Origin of the sequence: Glaciimonas immobilis, assembly GCF_011947285.1 — a bacterium.
Taxonomy (GTDB): domain Bacteria; phylum Pseudomonadota; class Gammaproteobacteria; order Burkholderiales; family Burkholderiaceae_D; genus Glaciimonas; species Glaciimonas immobilis.
This window is the reverse complement of record NZ_JAAOZT010000006.1, coordinates 39863-64547: the sequence shown is the minus strand read 5'-3', so window position 1 is coordinate 64547 and position 24685 is coordinate 39863. Positions and strand designations below refer to the sequence as shown.

Genomic DNA, 24685 nt, shown 5'->3' with positions numbered 1-24685 from the left:
TTCCTGCTTGGTACGTTCCTCCTTGGTGTTTTTCAGATAGTACGGTTGCTTTCAAAGTGCAGGCGCTGGCCGCTGATCGGGTCTTCAAACGCAATACTCTTTGCCAATAGCTTTAAGGGTGACGACCAGTCGTCGCCCTTGCAATCGTTGATGTCCGGATAAAAAACATCATTAACAATCGGCATCCCCAGCGCCGCCATGTGGACGCGCAACTGATGTTTTTTACCGGTCAGCGGATGCAGGCGGTATAAGCTATTTTCTTGCCGGTGTTCAATGAGGTCAATTTGGGTTTCCGAGTTTGGCTCGCCGCTTACTTCTTCCATTCTAAAAAAAGGTGTACCTTCCACCATCCGACTCTGATGAATCAATGGGAATACAAGTTGCGGCATGCTCGGGGCAACGGCTTCATATACTTTGTCCACCTTACGGTGCTGAAAAAGCGATTGATACGCGCCGCGTGAAGCGATGTCACGGGAGAAGATTATCACGCCGGCGGTCTCTCGATCCAGCCGATGAATGGGTGACAGCTCCGACAGTCCGGTTTTCTTTTTTAGTCGGACCAGCAGGGTCTCATGCAAGAACCGGCCCGCGGGAATCACCGGCAAAAAGTGCGGCTTATCGACAACCAATAACCGTTCATCCTGATACAGAATCACTTCTTCAAATGGTATCGGCGTTTCAGCGTCCAGCTCGCGGTAATAATAAATCCTGCCACCGTGTCGATAGGGCGCTGCCGATGTCAGCCTGATGCCGTTAGCATCAACCACTTCGCCTTTATCCATTCGCGCAACCCAGGTGATTCCCGATATCGCCGGAAAGCGCTGTATTAAAAAAGTTAGTAAATCGGGCCAGTCACCCGCTGGTAGCCAGACATAACTGGGCGCAACGCCGTCCACAACGGGCAGCGGTAGTGATCGGGTTGATAATGGCGTGGATGCGTGCCCGGCGTCGCTAACCGTCGCCGGGCGAATGATATAGGTCATAGTGATTGATGATGAAAAGAAACGGGCGGTATCACGCAGGAAAATAAAGGAAAATGCCTCAGCGCCCCTATGCCGGGGTTGCGCTTACCGGGTTGCTATGCCCGGTCGCTATAATACAGCGCTATCGACAAACACGCGGTATTTGCCGATAGCCAGCTACTGTTGCTTGTACTTGTACCTACACTTATCCTAATAACAATTAATATACATGAATAGTGCGCCTCTTCACCCCTCCATCCCGTTGTGCGCCCACCTTCCTCGGTCTGGAATAAAAAAACCTGTCAGCGCCCTACTGCAGCGCTGATCTGCTGCAACGAACTGGCATCCTCAATCGTCGGTAAATCGCCAGGATCGCGGCCTTCACAAATGGCCTGAATCGAACGTCGCAGTAATTTTCCCGAACGCGTCTTGGGCAATAAATTAACGAAGTACACCCGCGATGGGCGACCTACGGCGCCGATTTGTTTGTCCACTACACCCATGATTTCTTTTTCTAACTTTGCTCTGGCAGCATCATCGGTCAGGACGGCGGCATTTTTTAACACCACGAAAGCCACCGCAGCCTGCCCCTTCAACTTGTCTTCGATACCGACGACGGCGACTTCTGATACGTTGGGATGGCTGGATATACTCTCTTCGATTTCCCGCGTGCCGAGGCGATGTCCCGCAACATTAATGACATCATCGGTGCGGCCCAAAATGAAATAGTAACCATCGTCATCACGCACCCCCCAATCGAAGGTGGAATAGACCTGACGCTCAAAATTGGACCAGTAAGTACTCACATACCGTTCATCGTCGCCATAGAGTGTTTGCAGGCAACCGGGGGGCAATGGCCCCTCAACGACCAAAACACCTTTTTCGTTGGCCGCGCACACTTCGCCAGTAGTCTCGTTGACTAATTGCATTTTATAGCCAAACATTGGTATGCCCGGACTACCTAAACGGGTTGGCTTGTCTTCGATATTTTTGGCGATGGTCATCATGGGCCAGCCCGATTCCGTTTGCCAGTAGTTATCGTAAACTGGCACCCCCAGCGCACCGGCGATCCAGGTTGAGGTCGTTTCATCGAGTGGCTCTCCCGCCAGAAAAAGCGCTTGCAGAGACGACACATCATACTTTTCTAAAAGTTCGGGTGGCTGTTTTTTCAATACACGAATTGCCGTCGGCGCCGAAAACATCTGCGTCACTTTATATTTTTCGACGATGCTCCACCAGATGCCGCCGTCGGGCGAAATCGGCAATCCTTCATACATGATGGTTGTCATACCGGCGATCAACGGTCCATATACGATGTAAGAATGCCCGACTACCCAGCCGATATCCGAGGTGCTAAAGAACGTACCGCCCGCTTTGCCGCAAAAGATATAATCGATCGAGGTCGCCAGCGCGACCGCCTGTCCGCCGACATCGCGCTGCACGCCCTTCGGCTTGCCGGTGGTGCCTGACGTGTACAGAACGTAGGAAATCTCGTTCGATTCCAGCCAGACGACTGGCACGCTGGCGTCCATGTGCAACGCCTTTTGTTCTGCATAATCAACATCGCGACCTGTAGTCATCGGCATTTCCGCCAAGCCCCGGTTGACCATCAGCACGTGCGCGGGTTTATAGGGCGACAGCGTGATGGCGTCGTCCAGCAAACCTTTGTAAGGTACAACCTTGCCACCGCGCGAACCGGCATCCGCAGAGACAATGAGTACCGGCTTTACGTCATCAATCCGCGTCGCCAGGCTATGCGCCGCAAAGCCGCCAAATACCACCGAGTGAATCGCACCGATGCGAGCGCAAGCCAGCATCACAAATGCCGCCTCGGCAATCATCGGCATATAAATCAGTACCCGGTCGCCCCGTCCCACACCTAGCGCCTGCATCATCGCCGCCGCCCGAATGACCTCGCTCTGTAGTTCCCGATAGCTATATGTGCGTTCGCTGTTGGTTTCGGTCGAAATCGCAATCAACGCCGCTTGTTCAGCGCGCGCTGCAACCCAACGGTCGACCGCGTTGTGACATAAATTGGTGGTGCCGCCGACGAACCATCTGGCAAATGGCGGCCTGCTGTAATCCAGCACCTGAGTGAACGGTTTATGCCAGTCAATTCTTCTGGCTTGCTCAGCCCAAAAGGTTTGTGGATCGTTGACTGATCGTTGATACAAGCTTGCATAGGTCATGCTGTCTCCTCGCCAAAGAACAACTCTGGAAGCATACGTGAAAAATTTAAGGTCAAGCGCGAATGCTATCGCCCAAAAACGTTAATAGCGCGATGAGGATCCCGAATCGCGCTATTCACATTAATTCCACATAAATTTCACATAACCTACAGAGCGCCCTGATTGAAAAATCCATTGCCACGATAGTGCGTTATAAGTTTTTTCGGCACTTAAAAAGTCTCGTGACACGGTGTGGTATCGATACGGTACGCCATCAAAATGTATGTTATGGCGGAGAAGGTGAAACAGGCTACACCTCATTAGTCAAACCGCAATGCATTATGTACAGACTATCACTCCATCAGTGCCTTCAACTCACTTTTTCTAAACCGGTGCCACTACCAGAATTTGCTACTACTCCCCCGCAATCTATCGCACTCTACACTCATTAGCCAGTTGCGCGCCCTGACGCGTATTCAATAGCATCGATTTAGCGGGAATTTGAATCCAGAGCATTCCGCTGGAGGGATTTTCATAGCGTACGGCACCAGTGGACGTCCTCACCGCTGTCATCGCATAGCGGCTACCCTTCCAGATTAAATTGGTGCCGCTTTTTGCGTCTGATTGAATCTCTACCCGATTACCTAACTCACAATCAAATGCTCCTGTGACCAAAGTTGGCGGCGCGATCAAGGCCCTTAGCACAGGCACCTCTGCCGCAGGCGCACGGGTTTCGGTGACTGGCACCGGCGATCCACATGCAGCCAGCAAAGCGGCCATCGCTAGCGCTGCAGCAGCTTTTATCGGTGAAAAGCGGCGCTGACTTGCTTTAATTGCAATTATTAGTCGATTCATGGGATTTCCTCACTTCGCGAATTTGATCGTAAGTAATTGACTGGCAAAAAGCCAAAAGGTGCTTTTTATTTGGGCATTAAGTAAGCCCTACAACGAATATAAATTTTAAATCTTTACGGCGCTATAAATCGTTCAATGAAAGAATAATTTTTCAGGCTAAGATTCAACAACCACTATATTTATTAAAATCAATAACTTACAAGATTTTAGACATAAAAGAGCCAGATAACGGCAGAATTTTTAACGTTCCATGTTGCGTTACAAACCGAATTATGAAACAGTGATGAAACATACAGAACTTTCTCAATATCGTCCCCATATCTGCTTGCCAACTCTGCCGACGAAGGCAGTTTTTGGCATACTGGTCCGCGTTGGCGATCAGGCAATCACAACGCAAGCTGGGGCGATGTTGCGTAAGTCCCCCATCTCTTTTCAAGGCTCGCATGTCACGTCCATACTCCGGCATTACCAATCCGCAACGGCAAGCCGGAGGCAATACCGATCTTAACGATAAGCCGGTTATCTGGACCGTCTCGGTGTCCAGATTATTTGATATGTTCCGCGACATTACGCTGGAGTATGATCATCAGGCCAATATCGTACCGATCAATCTCGGTTTCGAAGATGCTGTACAACACATCCGTGAACGCCTGACCCATGAACGCTGCGACGCTGTCATTGCGGCGGGTTCTAATGCCGCCTATCTCAAAAGCCGCTTATCGGTGCCAGTGATCATCGCCAGGGCTAGCGGTTTTGATTTTATGCAGGCACTGGCCAAGGCGCGCAAAATCTCGCCGCTGCTAGGCGTCATCACCTATCAGGAAACACTTCCGGCGTTGCGCGAATTTCAAACCGTGTTCGGGCTCAGTATCGAACAGCGGACTTACGCCACCGAACAGGATGCGCGCGATCAGATAAATGAATTGAAAGCGTTGGGGATCAAGGCAATTGTCGGTGCCGGACTCATCACCGATCTGGCGGAAGAAGCCGGGCTGGCCGGAATTTTTGTTTACTCCTCCAGTTCAATACGGCAGGCATTCGAAGATGCGTTAGAAATGGCGCATATGACGCAACTGGAATCTTCGCGCGGACGCGGCAATCCTGTGCGGGATACTCTACGTACGAAACATAGCATCAATGATCTGCGTGGCAACTCGGACGTCATGGAGACCATACGTCAAACGATCATCCTGTTTGCGCGTTCGCCCGCCACCGTTTTAATTCAGGGAGAAACCGGCACGGGTAAAGAGCTGGCCGCACAGGCCATTCATCGGGAACATCCGCATGAGCAAGGCACCGCCGCTAAAATGCGCCGCCCGTTCGTGGCCGTTAATTGCGGCGCGCTGGCCGAGTCGTTACTGGAATCAGAATTATTCGGACACGAAGAAGGTGCCTTCACCGGATCGCGTCGCGGTGGCCGTGCAGGCTTGTTTGAGGCCGCCAATCACGGCACATTGTTTCTAGATGAAATCGGAGAAATGCCGCTGCCTTTACAGACGCGCTTGCTGCGGGTGCTGGAAGAGCGGGAAGTCGTTCGTGTAGGCGGCACCCGACCGATTCCCGTGGATGTACGCATCATCAGCGCCACGCATTGCGATCTTGAAGAGCGCGTTAAAGAGGGACGTTTTCGCGCTGACCTGTTTTATCGGCTGACGGTGTTGCGGCTACATTTGCCGCCTTTGCGCGACCATGCCGACGATCTGGTAATGCTGGCGGAGTGGTGCCTGAAACATGCACTGGCATCGCTTGGCGTGCGCCCGCACGCTAATCTACACGCCGAGGTGTTAGCCTGCAGCGCCTTACTTGGGCGTTATGCGTGGCCCGGCAACGTGCGCGAACTCCGCAACCTGACGGAACGTCTGGCGCTATATCTGGCGGCTGAACCGTTGCAGGCGCTCACACCCGCGTTCATGCTGCGGCTTGCGCCAGAACTCGGCCTTGCCAGGCCAGATCATTTGCCCAATCCGCCGATCCAAACACACTTTAAAGCACATCCGAATCAGGCTATAGCAGCGGAATCCTTAGTGCAGGTACTTGAACGTTTCTCAGGCAACCGTGAAGCCGCAGCAAAATTTCTGGGAATAAGCCGCACTACGTTATGGCGTAAGCTGAAGTAAATCAACTGAACAATCAACGTCCAGGTCGCTATATCGATACCGCAGGCATCCACTCAATCGTCCCCGCGACCACAGCACTAATTGTGCAGGAAATTTAACCTCAATCTGTGCGTGGTCGGCCTTTATTAGCAAATTGAGCAATTTCCATCGGTTGGCGCATGCTCATGTACCTGCTCACGTTCTGCTTTCATACGTGCCAGTTGCGCCCGATTTTGATCCAGCCATTTTGCCAGTGCACCGTCTGGATCACCGCGTTTACGTATTTGTTCTTCCACTTCGGCGATGTCCACCTCAGCCTTGGCAATGCGGCGATCAAGCTCGGTTTGGCGGTGTTCGCGCTTATGTTCTTCAACCGGATCTACGTGCCATAGCTGGCTAATGTGAGCATCGGGTGCATACACGCGCAACTCGACATCGTCCATGGTCGGACCGGGCAAATGCAGCGATTTTGTCCACCATGGATTAATCACGTAATCAATGCTGTAAGCGCCATAAAGACTAGGGCTAAACATCCAGCTTTCCACGTCATCATCAGGTTGTTTAGTGCTGCGGAGTATGACAAGTGTGTCCGGATCAGCACCTGTGAACCTTAAGTACGGCCCGTCGACAGGGCGAATGTCATAATTTTGGCCATGCTTTCGTTTGTGTAAAGTCCAATGCTGATTGCCCGCCCCAGTGTAAGTATATTGAATCAGCGGGGTTCCACCTATGCTGCCGCCCTGCGCATCAATGGCTTTATTGCTAAACAAATTTTTGAGGCTATATTGCTTGCCGGTCACGATCGGAAAATATTCTGTGAACTGAACATGTTGTGCATGTGCGTCGTACTCCCGCGTCCACATCATCGCGGTGTTCTGACGAATCCCCATCACCGCCCGAGGTTCGTAGTTTCCTTGGGGGGCAACAATTGCCAATACGTGAAAACGTCCATCGTCACTATGTCCCAGCCAGTAATCACGCGTAAGGTAGTCGGTCTCGTGGGCAGAAAGGGCCACCATGCCACTCGTCTTCGTAGTACATATCCAACGTCCGGTATGCACATTGCGGAAGGAAAAAATAGCCTTCCCCTCAACCTCAACCACCCATTGCTGACGGGGATCAGAAAAATTGGGGGCTGCTGTATGTAAGCCGTTCTCACTGAACATGTCCGCAAATGGCAGTCCGTTTAGGCGGGAGCAGATAATATAGGTCCTGCCATTCACAGGAATGTGAGAGCGGAAGTGATATGGAGGCGTTACTGTGGGCTTGTTCGGCCCAAACAACCACGAGCATCCATATACAAGCGATCCAATCAGGTTCCCGAGGGTCTCCCCCACTCGACCGGTTCTCCATCGATTACTCATCGCAACCCAAACGCGCGCTTTTCGGTGATTGGGAGGTGGGGGTACGCCTATTCCCATAGAGGTATAAAATCCGCGCTCATAGGCGGCACAGCGCCGACTCTCAGGCAATTCTCCAACAGTCAGAACTTCTTCACCCAGACTAAATGCAATTACCGCATGGTTATTTTGGCCAAATCCGGTCTCGCTGTTAATTTCATTATGTCGGGTAGAGCCGCCGGTATTCCACCCGGGCAAATACCATTGGTTACCCCATGTATCGAGACAGGTAACATCGAAGTCGCGGAAGTTTGAACTAGTTGTTTTAACGCTGTATGTGGCGGTTCTCCACACCGGTTTTTCGAAAGATATGATGAAATTTGATCTTATCCTTCGAGTTTGCTTGTCTACGACGTTGAATTCCAACTCGCCCTTGACATCTCCGTTTGCCGATAAAACGTAACTGACAGTCTCACCTTCGGGGATAGTGCCTGAAGGCGCGCTTGTGTCGACAAGCTTGCGCGCTCCTTCCATGCCTTCGACTATTTTCCAGCTTCCACCATGATTGTGTGCAGATACCACTTCGAGATCACAGGACGGGATGGCATTATAAATGATGATTTCTCGTATTCTTTCGCCGACTGTGTTGCCGATAAACCAGGCAACTGTTTGCGCAACGTCAGCGATAGTGAGATATTTCTCATCGCGCCATTCTGCCGCCTGAGGGCTAACACTGGTCAAAAAAGGATCGGTTTCATAAAGGTTGCCCAACTCTCGCACGACACCATCTACCAGATCAGGATCAACGCTTGGATCAACACAGGGCTTGATGCCATTTAAAACAATATTGTCAGCCATGCAAAATCCCGTTTCTAATGGAAGATGTGAATCAAACAGACCGCAAGGAATTATTGTCGCTATGCCTTAAAAATAATTACGCATCCACGAACATTTCTCCAGAGTAACATAAGCCAGAACACCTTTTGGGCGTGGAACGCTCGTTTATCCTGCTAACTCCTGCAGTGCATTTTCAAAATAGCGCTCGCCAAAAACAGATATTCCTGCCCATCGGTTTCAACCTGAATTACTATCAAGACAACCGGAGATTGACTATGGCACTTTGGCGCACATTGTTTGGTATAACTGGCGACCCTTCGATCCTTCAGATGTCACTCAGAGCATTAATCGTCTTTATCCTCACGCTTGTATTATTGCGGGTCGGTGGGCGGCGCTCGCTAGGGCATCGCAGCGCCTTCGACCTGTGCATCACCGTTTTACTGGGCGCAGTCCTCAGCCGCGCAATCGTTGGCGCCTCACCATTTTTTTCCACCTTATGCGCAGGGACGACGATAGTTGTGTTGCATAGAATTATTGGCCTGCTTAGCATATGGTCGCCACTTTTTGACAAGATTGTCAGTGGATCAGCCCGGATTCTTGTGACCGATGGAATAATCGACAGACATCAAATGCGCGCAGGCCTCATTACCGATACTGACCTGCGCGAAGCCGTGAACAAGAAGATGGGCACGACCGATATCAAAGAGGTGACCAAGGTAGTGCTTGAGAGAAATGGCGAACTATCCGTGTTTGCAAAACCAGATCCGAACGCGCCAAAACCTCCCTGACCCCCACGGTCCAAAAAGGACTTAAAAAAAGCAAAGCCGACCATAAAGTCGGCTTTGCTCCGGAATAAAATGACTACCGGGACGGAATAAACAGCTCGCTTACAACTATGCGGCGACCCAGTGAGAAACAATTGACGTCAGTAGTTTAGCCCTTTGAGCGACCCGAACCTGAACCCTCTTTGGAACCGCCCTGGCCGCCTTGGCTGGACTTTTCGCTACCGCCTCCACTTCCGCCTTTATTGCCTTGATCGCCCGATTGTTGCGAGGTGTTTTTATGGCTTTGTTCACCAGCTTTCACATGTTGCTCGTGGGTGCCGCCTCGGGTTGAACCCGATTGACCTTTATCTTGATTACCACCTGTGTTTGATGAGCTCATCATATTTCCTTTTCAATATTTGAAAGAGTGACCAACATTTCATCCTTTAGCAACCTACTCCTAAAGTTAGTAAGTCGATGAAATGTATATTCATAATAGGAAAAAATTAACGCCGTTTCCATACCCAGTCGTCCTATATTGACGTCGGAACTCGCTGTCAGCACTGACAGTAAGGGACTACAAGCTCTACGGCCCAAACAAACATTACATCGGACCGGCGCTATAAAACTTGTTCACGCCACAACAATGCCACAGGCAGCACGCCCAGTAGTGCAGCCACACTAACCGGCGCGTTGTCGGTGATAAATGTTTTTGCCGAAAATAAATCGGTCCACTCGCCCGCACACTCGGGCGGCAAGATAATCGCCGTATCTTGCCAATCGCCCACGTTGATCATTGGCAGCTTTGCATCGAACAATAAAGCCGCCACCAAATGCGGTGCCACCACTAACACATCCGACCCTTGATAACTTCGTAAATAAGCCACAACCTGCGTCGCTCTGGATCCGCTCACAGAAAGCGGGACGTATTTTCCATAAGCAAATAACGTTGCTGCGCGTCGTCGTAACGCCAGAGTTCTTCGAATAATGTGTAGTTTGGGCGCACCAATTTCCCAATTATTCAAATTAATAGTGGCGTCTGTAGATGCAAGAATCTGGCGGCGTACAGCATAATCTACTAGACTGCGATTATCTGGATCGACCAGACTAAAATCCCAGCACTCCGTTCCTTGATACAAATCGGGGACACCTGGCGTCGTCATCCTCAGGAGAGTTTGAGACAAACTATTGACCAGACCCGCCATTGAAAGCCGCTTTACAAATATCACCACTGCCTGCAAAAACTGCTGATCAGCGAGTATCCCGACCAGAAACTTCTCGCAGGTCGCCTCGTAGTCTGGATCAGGGTCGAACCAGTTCGACCGCTGTTTAGCCTCGCGCAATGCTTTGGTTTGCCAGCCAGCAATCCGGCTGCAAAATTGTTCAATTCCGACCCGGTCATCCGGCTGCAAATTTATCGGCCAGGCCCCCACCAGCATCTGATACAGCATCAGTTCATCAGCGCCAATTGGTGCAATATGACCAGACGAGCGATTTAATCGCTGCCAATTCCGTGCGGTGTCAGCCCATTCGTCCGGTATTTCGCTCAATACGGCGAGCCTTGCGCGCACATCTTCTCCGCGCTTGTGATCGTGCGTTGCGGTGGCTAATAAATTGTGCGGAAATTGCTGTAGCCGTTGAATGCAACGGCGATGAAATTCTTGCACCGAGATATTGAATCGAGCGGGATTGGAACCAACCTCGTTGCGCGACAACAATCGGCCATAGCGATAGAAAGCCGTGTCCTCCACTGATTTGGCAGTCAGTACCGGCGTAATTTGCTGGAAACGTCGCACCGCCCTCGCACATAATTCCACCACAGCCTGATTCGCATCAGATGGATGGTTGCCGCCAAGCCAACCGCCGACGTTTTCCAGCAAGGCATGATCGGCAGGCATTAATGTTTTACGGGCGCCGCACATCGCCTGATGACGACGCTGGCGATCGGTCTCATTACACCCGTTGGCATCGACGTAGGTGCGATATACGGGAAAAGAAACCAATATTTCAGTCAATACCCGCATTATCGACGTGAGCGAATATACATTGGCTTTGTTGCTGTTGCCAGCACTGGTGCTAGCGTTCGCTTGCGCAATGCGATGCAATAAACGTGCTAATGCATTAAACTCTGTCGCCAGGTTAAGGTTCAACAACTGACGGCGCGCCAGCCCGACTTCCTCATCAAAGGTCCGATCAACACCGCTCCACTCCGTCCATAAAGCAGTCAACGGCGGTGCGCCGTTAGGGTCATGCATTAATGCGCCCACCTGGTCCATGAATTCATAACCGGTAGTGCCATCCACGGTCCACTCAAGGGGCACCGTTTCATCGTATGCGAGAATTTTTTCAATCACAATGTAAGGCGCTTGCGTGGTCAAAAAAGCCGGCCGACGTGCGGTAAGCTGTTGCAACCGCGAACGTAACGTCCGGCAATAACCCGCGGGATCAACCAGTCCGTCGACATGATCGACGCGTACCCCGTCGATCAAGCCCTGCGTATACAGGCGAAACACCAGCGCGTGACTGGCCTCAAAAACACTTGGCTTTTCGACCCGAAGGCCAGCCAATTCACTTACCTCAAAGAAACGTCGCCAGTTAAGTTGTTGGGCTGCGTTACGCCAGCAAGTCAAACGGTAGTGCTGACGCTCAAGTAAGCGCTGCAGACAATCGTCGCGCTGTTCGTCCTGTAGCGAAAAAGACCGCATCGCTTTGCAGATATCCGCCATGCCGGTTTCGCTACGACTGATATTTACCAACATCGCTAATGCCACGCTGGCTTGCTGTATCCTCTGCTCTTTGGCACTCGATGCAATCGCACCGACCTGTTCAAATGCATAAATCACCGGTGCCAGAGCAGACGACTCAGCAGCCTGCAAAATGACAGGATAATCCAGCACCGAAAGCGGCAGGCGATGGCTCGCATAAACAGCAAAAATGCGTCCGTCTGTTTCATCAAAACGTAAAGTAATCTGGGATGCGCGTGTCACCTGCTCCAGCGTTTCGCCCAAAATCGGTAGCAATACCTTGTTACGCAATAGTGGATCTTCAGACTCCCAGTCAATATCGAACCAGTCAAAATACGGACTTTCGTGTCCCCATTCAAGGACACTTTGCCACCATTCATTACCGCTTCCAGCCACGCCCATATGGTTCGGAACGATGTCCAGTATCAGGCCCATATCTGCTAAACGCAACCGCGCCACCAGACGTCGTAAGGCGGCCTCGCCGCCTATTTCCGGGTTGACGACCCTTGGATCAATGATATCGTAGCCATGCATGGAGCCGGGTTGCGCGGTTTGCAAGGGTGATGCATAAATGTGACTAATGCCTAAAGCGGAAAAATAATCGACCAGCTCCGTGGCATCGTCTAAAGTAAAACCAGCATTGAATTGAAGCCGCACGGTAGCACGTGGAATAGTCATGATGACTCCTTATTACCGTCGCCCGAAAACGCGGCTGAGGGTGGATTCAACGCGGCATCATGCGTCACGGCAGCACGCGCGCGTTTTAATGCGTTCAGGTAAGTCTGCACGGCCGGGCCTTGCAATAAATGTGCAACATCCACCGGCAGGCGTCGTCGCCAGTTTGGATGACTAGCGGCGACGAGCCTCTCGTTAACTACCTCGTTTGCCACCTCCCTCACTACCTCCATCACGGGTTCGACCGTACCGGGTAGGTTCGGCTGCTCAGCCAAACCCAGCATGTCCTCAAGCGGTATCAGCGCAAGGGGCGCCGGTGCCGATCCGACTAAGCGCAAGGCCGCTTCTATTGGCGCGCCCTCCAGCGTTGACGGTGGCATGCTTCCCGTGGCACATCCGTTTTCTGTTGCAGTTTGCCATAGCTCCCGGCGCTCTTGCGCGCGCAGGATAGTCTCATCGGCCTCTGCGTTCCCCCCCAACAAGTCGAGTCGGGCGCGCCAGCCTATGTCCGTGCCGGTCCACCAGCCAGCCACAGTCGGGAGATCGTGTGTCGTAGTGGTGGCGATGGAAGTCGCTGACCATGCCTTCGGCGTCACAAAGCGCATGCCATCGCGCTGAAACCACAGCACGTCAATTCCCAGCAGATTTATGTCTGCGAGACGGGCGTTAAATCCGGGCGGTACCGTCCCCAGATTTTCCCCAATCACGATCGCACGATGACGCCAGGATTCAAGCGCAATCAGACGTAACATATCTTCGAGCGGATAACGTAAATAGGCACCATCGCGCGCGCTGGCACCCTCTGGTATTAACCAAAGGCGCGCCAACCCCAGAACATGATCGATCCGCGCCCCGCCTGCGTGTACAAAGCAGGCACGCAGCATCGCGATAAAAGAACGAAAACCACTAGCCTGAAGCCCCCAAGGCGAATAAGCGCCCAGTCCCCAGTTTTGCCCCACCACATTGAGCAGGTCCGGCGGCGCGCCTATCGACAAGCCGTTGAGCATCTCTGATTGTTCGCTCCACGATTGACTGCCGCCACGCTCTGCCCCAATCGCCAAATCGGCAATCAAGCCTATCGGCATTCCTGCATCGCGTGCGGCAAGTTGCGCGCCAGCTAATCCCAGCGCGGCGTGCCATTGTAAAAAGAGATGGAAGCCAATCTGCTGGGAATATTGTTGCGCAAATTCCGTGACAGCAGAGCTACGAGGATTGCGGTAGTCCGCTGGCCATAGGCGCCAGTCGCAAAAATTTTTATTGTCACCACCAATCTGAAAGGCCAACCATTCCTGCAGTGCTTCATAACGCGCATGATCTTGCAAACCGGTTCCACCATCCCGGCAGAAAGTCTCGAACGCACTACTTGGCCCACTCGGTCCACCCTGCAAAAATCTCGAATACGCAGCACGTAACAATGCGAGTCGAGCGGTGCCAGCGGCAGACCAGTCGATCAATGGACCGCCTTCAGGTTGCGCGCCGGATGCAGCCGTTAATACCGCGCTCGGGTTTTCCAAGTCGGGTAGTTCCTGTCCCCGATAACTGAAATCGGTTTCAATCGCGGGCCCGTCAGGATAGTGCGAGGCCGCCGCCGCGGGATCAATATGGAATGCATTCAGAAACAACCGACTGGACGGGCCGTAGGGACTGTAGCGACCCGGATCAGCGCTGAACATGGCGTGAACCGGACTGATAGCCAGCGCCGCCGCACCTTGTTGCGCGGCATCGCACGCCAACATTTTCAACGCGGTGAAGTCGCCTAAGCCACCGTCCCCGTGTCGCCGCAAACTATACAGCTGCACCGCCAAACCCCACAGATAGGCAGGGTCGTTCGCTGGCTTTGCCGGGTTGGTATTGCCTGCCCGCGCATCGGACACGCCGTAGCAGCGGGTTGGGGCAACTGCTAATATAGACGATTCCCCGCCCACCAGTAAGCGATGGTATCCACTGATGTGAATGGGAGATATATACAGCGGCAGGGCGGTATCGGTGGGGAAACACCCTTGTAAAGTCCCACCATTTTCCAGCGCAATCTCGTAACCATGACCGTGCAAACGGGAGCCAGCAGTTGCGCCAGAAGATTGCGATTGAAACGGCAATCTGATTGGCTGACCAATTTGCGCTGTCAATAGCGGCGGCAAACCTGCCGGAGTTTGCTGCGCATTGAGTCGTGCTTTGCTATCCAGATACTCTGCATTACTACGACACGGTAACCCTACCGCCTCTAATAGCGACATCAGCACGGTCGGCGCTACGTCGTGTGGCGCACCGTGCGCGTCAGCCCAGCCAGTCATCAAGCCAGCCTGTTCAGCAAGTAAAATGAGGTCTTTAGGCGTCATGGGGCTGGCTCCAGCAATACCACAATTGAGTACCCCTCCAGCTCACCACGCGCCACCCCCTTCAACGCGTCATCAGTCGCAAACAAGAGGTCTGCGCCCGCAGGCCGCATCAATCCCTCAAGGCTGATTACGACCGGATGCTGATCCAGATTGATCATAATGACCAATACCGCACCATCGCCCATGCGCCAACGGGCGGCGACCGCAGCAGGTCCAAGCGCCTGTGCATCGCTTGCGCTGGCACCTTTCAGCCGGGGGATAATATGGGTATGTCTTATCGTGAGTAACGCGGCCATCAAGCCCGAATTGTCGGGTGCAGATTGAGAAAAAATCGACCGCGTGAAGGTAGCAGGATCATTAGGATCAGGAATGTCCTCGCGCTGTTTTTTATCCGCAAATTCATGCGACGCTGCAAACTCACGATAGCGTCCTGCCCGCACCGCCTCGGCTAACGCCGGGTCCGTATAACTGGTGAAATAAAAAAATGGCACGCGGGCGTCAACTTCCTCACCCATAAATACCAGTGGAATTTGTGGACTTAGCAAAACAAGGGCTTGCGCTGCCTGCAACGCGCGCGGATTGGCAAGAGTAGTCAAACGGTCACCAAAAGCACGATTGCCGATTTGATCGTGGTTTTGCAAAAACAATACGAAAGCCGTCGGCGGCAAACCAGCGCTCGGTTCGCCACGCGGCTTTCCGTTGCGAAATACGGAGGACTGACCCTGATAGATAAATCCCTCAGCCAGACAGCGCGCCAGTTTTTCTGCTGGCCGGTCCGTATAGTCCACGTAATAGGCGTTGCGCTCACCCGTCAGCATGGTATGCAACACATGATGGCCGTCCTCATTCCATTGGGCGTTAAAATTATCCTTCAGAAAATGTGCTGCATTGCCATCGTGTTCCAGCACCAGATGAATCTGCCGTTCCGGCGCAATGGCGGTACTGCGTGCGCGGATGGTTTGCGCCAGCGCAATTAACCAGTCTTGTTCGCAAATAGCGTGAGCCGCGTCTATGCGCAGGCCATCAAAACGATACTCGTGCACCCAATAAAGGGCGTTCTGGACGAAGAAATCCGATACTTCCGGTTCCCTGAAATCAATGGCATGACCCCATAACGTAGGATCATCCTGCCGGAAAAAAGGGGCGGCATAGCTACCCAGATAATTACCGTCCGGACCAAAATGGTTGTACACCACATCCAGAAAAACCATCAATCCCAATCCATGAGCACTGTCGATCAGCGACTTAAGATCTTCAGGCGTGCCATACGCAGCGTCAGGCGCAAATGGCAGCACACCGTCATACCCCCAATTCCGGGCGCCGGGGAAGTCGGCGACCGGCATCAGCTCTATCGCTGTAAATCCCATCCGCGCTAACTCAGGCAATCGCTTTTCTACACCAGCAAATCCGCCCATCGTGCCAACGTGTAATTCATATAAAACGGTTTCATGCCATGGCCGTCCTTGCCAGTCGGCATGGTTCCAGTGATAGGCGTGAGGGTCCACGACCAGACTGGCATCGTGGACATCGCCTTGCTGCGCTCGTGCGGCGGGGTCGGGCACCAATAGTGACCCATCGGTGCGCGACTGAACCCGATAACGATAGGCCGTCCCTGCCCCACAAGCCAGTGTTGCCGAGAACCAGCCATGTGCCGCTGATTCCGGGATCATTGGCACAGCCTCACCTTGCTCCAGTACAATCTCGACGCCGTCCGCAGTCGGTGCCCAGAGACGAAAAGTGGTCCGATCCGGGGCGATGTACGTTGCGCCGAACGGTAAGAGATGTGAATAATGCGCGCTCAATTTCGCTCTCCCAGCTTGCGACTGCCGATCAGGACAACGCTGTGCGCCTGTACCGGGATGACTGTCGATGCATCGCTCGCACCGTTTATCGGTGTGCCGGCACCATCTGGTCTGGAACTGTCTAGCAACATAAACCATCGGGGTGCAATCGAGGTGTCGAACTCTCCGTTTTTCTCATTGCTTTCTTCGGCATTTTGGTCAATAACGGCGTCGTCATTTTTCGATTCAGCACTCTCGCGGTCATTCGATGGTGCGTTGGCGGCGGCATCTCCGTCGCCGCCAATCACCTGCCGGGAAGAATCGGGTGCCAGGGGCAAATGGAAATCCATTGGGGCCGGGCCGCCATTAATGAACATTGATACCGTTTCCACTTTACCGTCGGCTTTCAGCGTTGCACGTTGCACCGCCAGCGCCCGTGCTTCTGGATTTTTCCAGGCGTCTTCCGATAACACCTCGCCACGTTCGTCGAACCACTCAATGGCGGCACCCATGGCGTTCACCTGATGCTCGCCATGAAAAAACCGCCCGGATTGAAGCGCCTGAAAATCTTCGCGCAACGCACTTAACTTGCCTACATATTTTATTAATTGCTTACCGTCATGGTCTTGCGCCAGACCCCAGTCCACCCACGAAATCTCGCTATCCTGACAATAGGCGTTGTTGTTACCGTGTTGCGTGCGACCGAATTCATCACCCGCCACCAGCATCGGCGTTCCCTGCGAAAACATTAGCGTCGCCAACATTGCACGCGATATATTGTCCCGCAAGGCAACAATATCCGGATCGTCCGTTGGTCCTTCCAGACCCCAGTTTGCACTCAAATTTTCGTTATGACCATCGTTCTCTTCGCCGTTCGCCTGGTTATGTTTTTCTGCATAGCTGACAACATCGCGCAGCGTAAAACCATCGTGCGATGTGAGAAAATTAATGCTGGCCCATGGCCGTCGGTGACGCCGATCAAACAAATCCGCGGAGCCATTTAAGCGTCCCGCCAAATCACCGCGCTGACCGGCATCGCCGCGCCAGAATCGTCGCACGCCATCGCGAAACTTATCATTCCACTCGGCAAAACCGGGAGGATGATTGCCCAATTGATAGCCGCCGGGTCCGATATCCCAAGGTTCGGAAATAAGCTTTAAACGCGACAGGACCGGGTCTTGCAAAATCGCATCGAAGAACCCGGAGCCGGGATCAAACCCTGTTCCTTCACGTCCCAGCGTGACGCCAAGGTCGAACCGAAAGCCGTCAACGTGAAACGACTCCGCCCAATAGCGCAATGAATCCATTACCATCTGGAGAACTCGTGGATGCGACAAATTAAGCGTATTGCCGCACCCGGTGTCGTTAATATGGAAGCGCTCTTCGCCCGGAATGAGGCGGAAATAACTGGCGTTGTCCAAGCCGCGAAACGACATCGTGGGTCCACGTTCGTTACCGCATGCGGTATGGTTGTAGACCACATCGAGCACCACTTCAATGCCAGCAGCGTGCAGCCGCCTGATTGCCACCCGCATTTCATTTACGGAATTTTTGGATAAATAGGTTGGCTCGGGCGCAAAAAACGCCATCGTGTTGTAGCCCCAGTAATTGCGCAGACCTTTTTCAATCAGAAACCGGTCTTGTAAAAATGCATGTACCGGCAGTAGCTCAAGCGTGGTGACACCAAGTTTTAATAGATGATCGATAAAGCGGGGATCGGCGAGTGCCGCGAAGGTACCACGCTCATGTGGCCTTAAATCTTCGCGCATGATTGAAACCCCGCGCACGTGCGCTTCATAAATGAAGGTCTTTGACCAAGGGACGTTTGGCAAGCGATCATTACCCCAATTGAAGCCCTGATCGGTAACCATACATTTTGGCATCGCAGGCGCACTATCGCGCTTGTCAAAACTCAGATCGTGCCGCGCATTATTAAGCCGGTAACCAAATAGCGCGTCGGCCCAGCGCACTGTACCAAAGAGTTGCCTGGCGTAAGGATCGAGCAATAATTTGAAAGGGTTGAAACGGTGACCACGCAACGGATCGTATGGCCCATAGACGCGATAGCCGTAAAGTAATCCGGGGGCGGCATCCGGCAAATAGCCGTGCCACACTTCGTCGGTACACTCTGGCAACATCAGTCGCTTGATTTCTTTTCGACCTGCGGGGTCGAACAGACATAGCGCAATCTTTTCCGCATTGGCGGAGAACACGGCAAAGTTTACCCCCAGTCCGTCGAACGACGCCCCCAACGGATAAGGTGAACCGGGCATGAGTTGATCGGTAAAATAATAGGCCATTATTCTTGTCCTTTTTCCGCACTTTCACTTATTACGCTTCTTTTGCTCTGCCCTTGCTGCAAGATAATGGTGGCGAGCGGCGGCAATGTCAGCTCCAGAGAAAATCCCAGTCCATCGCTTGCAACCGGCTCCGATCGTGCCGATCCGGCGTTACCGAGATTGCTACCGCCATAAATCGCCGCATCGCTATTAAATATTTCTCGCCAAACCGATGAGGCCGGTTCGCCGTCGCTTGATTGCGGCACGCCGACCCGATAGCCATACCGCGGCACTGGCGTCATATTGCAGATAATCAATAGCGGCGGCGCATCTGAAACATTTAGGTCAGCATGACGCGAATAGGCCAATACACTATTCGCGCTATCGCCGCCGACTATCCATGAAAAGCCCTCAGAACGGCAATCCGACGTGTGTAATGCAGGATGCGCGGCGTACAATCGGTTCAGGTCGCGCACCGTCCGCTGAATGCCGCGATGGTTCGGGTTATCCAATAAATCCCAATCGAGACAGCGGTCATGATTCCACTCAGCTGGCTGGCCAAACTCGGAACCCATGAATAACAATTTTTTCCCGGGGTGGGTCCACATGAAACCGAAATACGCACGCAGGTTGGCGCGTTTTTTCCATTCATCGCCTGGCATTTTGGTTAGCAGCGCACCTTTTCCGTAGACCACCTCGTCATGCGATATCGGCAATATGAATCGTTCTGTAAATGCATATAGAAGGCCGAAAATCATATCGTGATGCTGAAAACGCCGGAATAACGGATCGCTCCCCATATACCGCAACGTGTCATGCATCCAGCCAAGGTTCCACTTATAGGTAAAGCCCAGCCCACCCTCCTCGACCGCTGTGGTGACGCCAGGCCAAGCGGTTGACTCCTCGGCGATCATCAGCGCTCCGGGGCAATACTCTGCCACTGTTTGATTAAGTTTTTGAAGAAATGCCACGGATTCAAGGTTTTCACGCCCTCCGTGGATGTTCGGGGTCCACTCACCCGGCTTACGACTGTAGTCGCGATAGAGCATTGATGCGACCGCGTCCACCCGCAATCCGTCGACATGAAAATGCACCAGCCATTCCAGCGCGCTGGCGATCAAAAATCCGCTGACTTCGTTACGGCCCAGATTAAAAATCAGCGTATTCCAGTCTTGATGAAAACCTTCGCGCGGATCCACATGCTCGTATAACGCCGTACCGTCAAACTGCGCCAATCCATGCGCGTCCGCCGGAAAATGTGCGGGCACCCAATCCAGAATGACGCCCAGCCCGGCAACGTGGCAAGCATCGACAAAACCCGCAAACTCTTCCGGCGTGCCAAAGCGTGCGCTGGGTGCAAATTGACTGAGTGGCTGATATCCCCACGAGCCGCCGAATGGATGTTCCATAATCGGCATTAGTTCGATATGCGTAAATCCCATCTCCATCGCATAAGGAATCAAGCGCTCGCCAAGTTCTTTCCAGTCGAGGTGCCGATTACCCTGCCCGGCAATGCGCAGCCATGATGCCGCGTGCAGTTCATAAATCGACAGCGGCGCGGTAGCGACCTGCCGCTCGCCACGCTCTGCCATCCAGGCTTTATCGTTCCAGACGAATGGGAGCGCCGAAGCCACCACCGACGCCGTCGCAGGCGGCAACTCCGTTGCGCGCGCTATCGGATCAGCCTTATGCGGCAGCAACGCTCCATCCGGACCGACAAGTTCATACTTGTAACGCGCCCCCGCCATCACGCGAGGTATAAACAGTTCCCACACACCGGCGCTATGCCGATAGCGCATCGGATGCCGTCGTCCATCCCATAAGTTAAAGTCACCAATGACCGATACCCGTCGCGCATTGGGCGCCCACAACGCAAAGCGCGTACCGCTCACGCCATCCACTTCCATCGGTTGTGCGCCGAGGCAACGACCAAGTTCGACATGCAGCCCCTGCGCCAAAAGATGCACATCAAATTCACTGAGCAATAACCCAAAAGAATAGGGATCTTCAGTCTCCTGCACGATCTCCGTGTCCTGCGTGCAGAGTGGACTGTTCGCATTGCCCCAGTAAATGCGCAAAATATAACGCGCATCCGGAGTGAGGCCGGGCACCGCACCGGCGAACAATCCAGTCGCACCATGCGCGTTCTCCACCATGTGCAGACTAGCTAAAGATGTGCGTTGCGGACTCAATACTTCCACCCTGCGCGCCCATGGCTGAAAGGTCCGGACCACGGTTTCATTCTGCTCCTGATGCGCGCCCAGAAAAGAAAACGGATCGCCCAGTCGGCCCGCCAGCAATGCGTCAAGGGATGCCATCAGTGCGGTTGATGGTACTGGTCCATTTACGTTCGTACCAGCGTGGGGATCAGGCATGGTTATGCCGGGTTCAGTCATGCGCGTTTACCTCCGTGATATTGTCTAAAAGGCGCTCCGCAATCAGCAGCATTCCGTGAATCGGGACCGGCAACCATGAGGGCCGATTCGCGGCTTCGTAACAAACTTCATATGCCGCTTTTTCTAACGTGAACAAGCCAATCAGTGCCGTTTCGGTCGCCTGCGGGAGCTGCGCGTCGGCGGCTTGCAGGGCGCTGCGATAGCCATCTAAAAATGCGCTCTGACACAATGGAGAGAAAATCCCCAGAAATTGCCGCTTGCGTTCCATCGCGACCGCTCCCAGATCGCCCGGACCGGCATTGTCTGCAAAGGCCGCGGCATAATCCAGCGAACGTAACAGGCCGGCGACATCGCGCCATGGACTAGCTTTTTCCCGCCGCTGTTGCATGGGACGATTAGGCTCGCCTTCAAAGTCGACTATGTAGACGTCACCCTGCCCCATCAGCACCTGCCCGAGATGAAAGTCACCGTGAATACGCGTCAGGTTGGTACCGATACCTGCTTCAGCCAGTCGCGTGATCAATTGAACCAGACGCGACCTCAATGCCAGCAGGGATGCCGCTTCGCGTGCCGTATCCTCATTCGGCCAGTCACTTTTGGCCGTCACCAAATCCAGCGCGCTTGCCAATTGCTGGCCCACCCGCTCCTTCCATCCATCAATGTCGGTGGCGGTCGCAATTTGCGGAGAAAACGCCGCGTTTTCACTTGGCCTCGCCAGCGCAGCATGCAGTTCACCCAACCGCACGCCGAGTAATTCAGAAAAATCAGTCAGCTCATGCATGGCATCCGGCGCTGTCTCCGTTGCGGCATCCGGAACCAGCTCTGCTTCAACGCTGATAATTTGCTGGATCAAGCGCGCCATCGTGTCCATTACCCATTCCCAGGCATCGCCCTTATTATGAATAAAGCGTTGCAGCACCATGAGCGTCCTGACTGCGCCGTCGGTGTCGGTGGCGACCACCTCGCCCAGCATCGCCGGGGTATTGGCGTAGCCTAGTTCGGTCAGATAGCGCCCCATTTCTGCTTCTGGATGGGTGCCGGGGAAAAGTCGGCGCAGCAATTTCAAAACGATTTTTTCATCTATCACCAGCGAACTGTTCGACTGCTCGGTACTCATACGCCGGATCACCGCATCGTCGGCAATCATAATGTTCTCAAGCGCAGCGGTGGCTATAAAGCGCACCTCCCCAAAGGCAGAAGTAAGGGTGGCGTTGACGCGCATTTGTTCAATGATGCAGTAAGGCAATGAATCCAGCGTAAACGCATCAGTCAGCAAGCCCACATCGCGATGTCGCCGAACACGTGCTAAAGATAATTGCTGCAGCAACGCACTGACGACGTTTTCTTCACGAATAAAACCAAGCGGCATCATATAGCGATCGACGCCGGCCGCTGTCTCGGTTTCAAGTTCGGTCAGTAACAAGGGCAATGCGCGCGGGCGGGCCTCGGATGGCGGTAATAACACCGCTGAGACTATTCGGACCGCGCGTAACTTTTCCTGTTTTCCGGCGTACCAGCGGCGCTTCGGAAGATAGGCGGGCAAAGCCTGCTTTTCCAGAATTGTGCGTTGCGGATCTTTAAGGATATCCTCGACGCCACCACGAAATACTAACGTCGCGTATTCCGGCAACGGTTCCTGCGTAGGCGCATACCAGGATGGCATGGTGGCCTCAGATGCGAGCGCAAACCAATAGAATCCATAAGGCGGCAAGGTCAGCAAATAGCTGTTCCGCCCGATAGGCGGAAAGGCGGCCCCGCCCAGCATTTCGACCGGTATCCGCCCTGCAAACGTGGCCAGGTCCAACTCCACCGCCTGCGCCGACTGCGAGAGATTAGCGACACATAAAATGGTCTCGTCAATACCACCATCGTCGCTATCATCGTACTCCCGCAGATAGGCAAATATTTTGCGATTATTGGGATAAATTAAGGTCAATTTTCCGCGACCGAACGCACGATGCTGTTTGCGTACCTCCAGCATACGGCGGGTCCAGTTCAGTAGCGAATGAGGATCGGCATTCTGCGATTCGACATTGATGGCTTCATATCCATACAGCGAATCCATCAGCGTGGGCAACACCAGCCACGCCGGATCGGACCGCGAAAAACCACCATTGCGATCAGGCGTCCATTGCATAGGCGTGCGCACCCCGTCACGATCGCCGAGATGGACGTTGTCGCCCATACCGATTTCATCGCCGTAATAAATTACCGGGGTCCCGGGCATTGACAGCAAAAAACTGTTGAGTAGTTCGATCCGGCGGCGGTCTCTTTCCAGCAATGGTGCGAGGCGGCGGCGGATACCCATATTGATGCGAGCGCGCAAGTCCGGCGCATAAAAATTCCAAAGGTAATCGCGCTCTTTATCGGTCACCATCTCCAGCGTCAGTTCGTCGTGATTGCGTAAAAAAATGGCCCACTGACAATCCGCAGGGATATCGGGTGTCTGGCGCAAAATATCGGTCATCGGAAAGCGATCCTGCTGCGCCAGTGCCATGAACATGCGCGGCATCAACGGAAAGTGAAACGCCATGTGGCACTCATCATCATCACCGAAATATTGTTGGACATCCTCTGGCCACATATTGGCTTCAGCCAATAACATGCGGCCAGGAAATTTGCGCTCCAGCTCGGCCCTGATCAACTTCAGAATGGCGTGCGTCTCTGCTAAATTCTCGTTCGAGGTTCCTTCTCGCTCTATCAGATACGGTACTGCATCCAGACGCAATCCATCGATACCAAGCGCAAGCCAGAATGTCATGACTTCCAGCACTGCCGCTAATACCTGCGGGTTATCAAAATTCAGATCTGGCTGATGCGAATAAAATCGATGCCAAAAAAATGCATTAGCCACAGGATCCCAGGTCCAGTTAGATTTTTCCGTATCAAGAAAAATAATGCGGGTGCCTGCGTACTGCTGATCGTTATCGGACCACACATAAAAGTTACGTTCCTCCGAGCCAGCCGGAGCAGTTCGCGCGCGCTGAAACCATGGGTGCTGATCAGAGGTATGGTTAATGACTAATTCTGTTATGACGCGTAAGCCGCGTTGGTGCGCCTCAGCAATAAAGCGTCGAGTATCCTCCATGCTGCCGTAGTCAGCATGGACGCCACAATATTCGGAAATATCATATCCATCGTCGCGCCGCGGTGAGGGATAAAACGGGAGTAACCAGATAGTATTGACGCCTAACGCCGCAATATAGTCCAACTTTTGAATCAAACCGGGAAAGTCGCCGATACCGTCATTATTTGCGTCAAAATAAGATTTGACGTGAATCTGATAAATGACCGCGTCTTTATACCAAAGAGGATCGTCGATAAAACGCTGGCTGTGCGTCACACTGGTGGCATCCGTTGGCAGCTTTGCCGCTATCTCGGTGTGAGCAACCGGTGCCTGCATCGCAGGCTTTTCGGTAATAACTTGTGCGGTTTTTAATATTGGGACCATG

General features: G+C 53.2%; 13 protein-coding genes. 2 read left to right on the top strand and 11 right to left on the bottom strand.

The window, feature by feature from the left end; genetic code table 11:
- Positions 1 to 32: 32 nt before the first annotated feature.
- From HAV38_RS09540 to HAV38_RS09530, 3 genes are all read right to left on the bottom strand, one after another.
- Positions 33 to 983 (bottom strand): pseudouridine synthase, encoded by a 951-nt coding sequence (locus HAV38_RS09540; protein ID WP_168054816.1) that lies wholly within the window; start codon positions 981 to 983, stop codon positions 33 to 35.
- Positions 984 to 1264: 281 nt separating this feature from the next.
- Positions 1265 to 3151: a propionate--CoA ligase gene (locus tag HAV38_RS09535; RefSeq protein ID WP_168054814.1), complete on the bottom strand. Its 1887-nt coding sequence runs from the start codon at positions 3149 to 3151 to the stop codon at positions 1265 to 1267.
- Positions 3152 to 3559: 408 nt separating this feature from the next.
- Positions 3560 to 3985: a hypothetical protein gene (locus HAV38_RS09530; RefSeq protein ID WP_168054812.1), complete on the bottom strand. Its 426-nt coding sequence runs from the start codon at positions 3983 to 3985 to the stop codon at positions 3560 to 3562.
- Positions 3986 to 4428: 443 nt separating this feature from the next.
- Here HAV38_RS09530 and prpR point away from each other — a divergent pair, with 443 nt between their 5' ends.
- Entirely contained in the window at positions 4429 to 6102 is a 1674-nt protein-coding gene (gene prpR, locus HAV38_RS09525) for a propionate catabolism operon regulatory protein PrpR (RefSeq protein ID WP_168054810.1), read from the top strand.
- A gap of 125 nt (positions 6103 to 6227) precedes the next feature.
- Here the strand turns inward: prpR and HAV38_RS09520 are convergent, their stop codons facing one another.
- Positions 6228 to 8279, bottom strand: a complete 2052-nt coding sequence (locus HAV38_RS09520; protein ID WP_168054808.1) for an RICIN domain-containing protein — start codon at positions 8277 to 8279, stop codon at positions 6228 to 6230.
- A gap of 254 nt (positions 8280 to 8533) precedes the next feature.
- Here HAV38_RS09520 and HAV38_RS09515 point away from each other — a divergent pair, with 254 nt between their 5' ends.
- Positions 8534 to 9046, top strand: coding sequence for a DUF421 domain-containing protein (locus HAV38_RS09515; protein WP_168054807.1), 513 nt, complete (start codon positions 8534 to 8536; stop codon positions 9044 to 9046).
- 145 nt (positions 9047 to 9191) lie between these two features.
- Here the strand turns inward: HAV38_RS09515 and HAV38_RS09510 are convergent, their stop codons facing one another.
- The 7 genes from HAV38_RS09510 to treS form a co-directional block, all read right to left on the bottom strand.
- Positions 9192 to 9425, bottom strand: a complete 234-nt coding sequence (locus HAV38_RS09510) for a hypothetical protein (RefSeq protein ID WP_245182298.1) — start codon at positions 9423 to 9425, stop codon at positions 9192 to 9194.
- A gap of 217 nt (positions 9426 to 9642) precedes the next feature.
- Positions 9643 to 12444: a malto-oligosyltrehalose synthase gene (gene treY, locus HAV38_RS09505; protein WP_168054805.1), complete on the bottom strand. Its 2802-nt coding sequence runs from the start codon at positions 12442 to 12444 to the stop codon at positions 9643 to 9645.
- Positions 12441 to 14777, bottom strand: coding sequence for a 4-alpha-glucanotransferase (gene malQ / locus HAV38_RS09500; RefSeq protein WP_168054803.1), 2337 nt, complete (start codon positions 14775 to 14777; stop codon positions 12441 to 12443). Before malQ ends, treY begins: the two co-directional genes overlap by 4 nt.
- A complete protein-coding gene (gene treZ / locus HAV38_RS09495) occupies positions 14774 to 16579 on the bottom strand; it encodes a malto-oligosyltrehalose trehalohydrolase (RefSeq protein WP_168054727.1) in 1806 nt (601 codons plus the stop codon). Before treZ ends, malQ begins: the two co-directional genes overlap by 4 nt.
- Positions 16576 to 18858 (bottom strand): glycogen debranching protein GlgX, encoded by a 2283-nt coding sequence (glgX, locus tag HAV38_RS09490; protein WP_168054801.1) that lies wholly within the window; start codon positions 18856 to 18858, stop codon positions 16576 to 16578. The genes treZ and glgX overlap by 4 nt, the downstream gene beginning before the upstream one ends.
- Positions 18858 to 21233 (bottom strand): 1,4-alpha-glucan branching protein GlgB, encoded by a 2376-nt coding sequence (gene glgB / locus HAV38_RS09485; protein ID WP_168054800.1) that lies wholly within the window; start codon positions 21231 to 21233, stop codon positions 18858 to 18860. Before glgB ends, glgX begins: the two co-directional genes overlap by 1 nt.
- The gene (treS, locus tag HAV38_RS09480) at positions 21226 to 24684 is read right to left on the bottom strand and encodes a maltose alpha-D-glucosyltransferase (protein ID WP_245182297.1); all 3459 of its coding nucleotides are present in this window, start codon (positions 24682 to 24684) and stop codon (positions 21226 to 21228) included. The genes glgB and treS overlap by 8 nt, the downstream gene beginning before the upstream one ends.
- Position 24685: the final 1 nt, after the last annotated feature.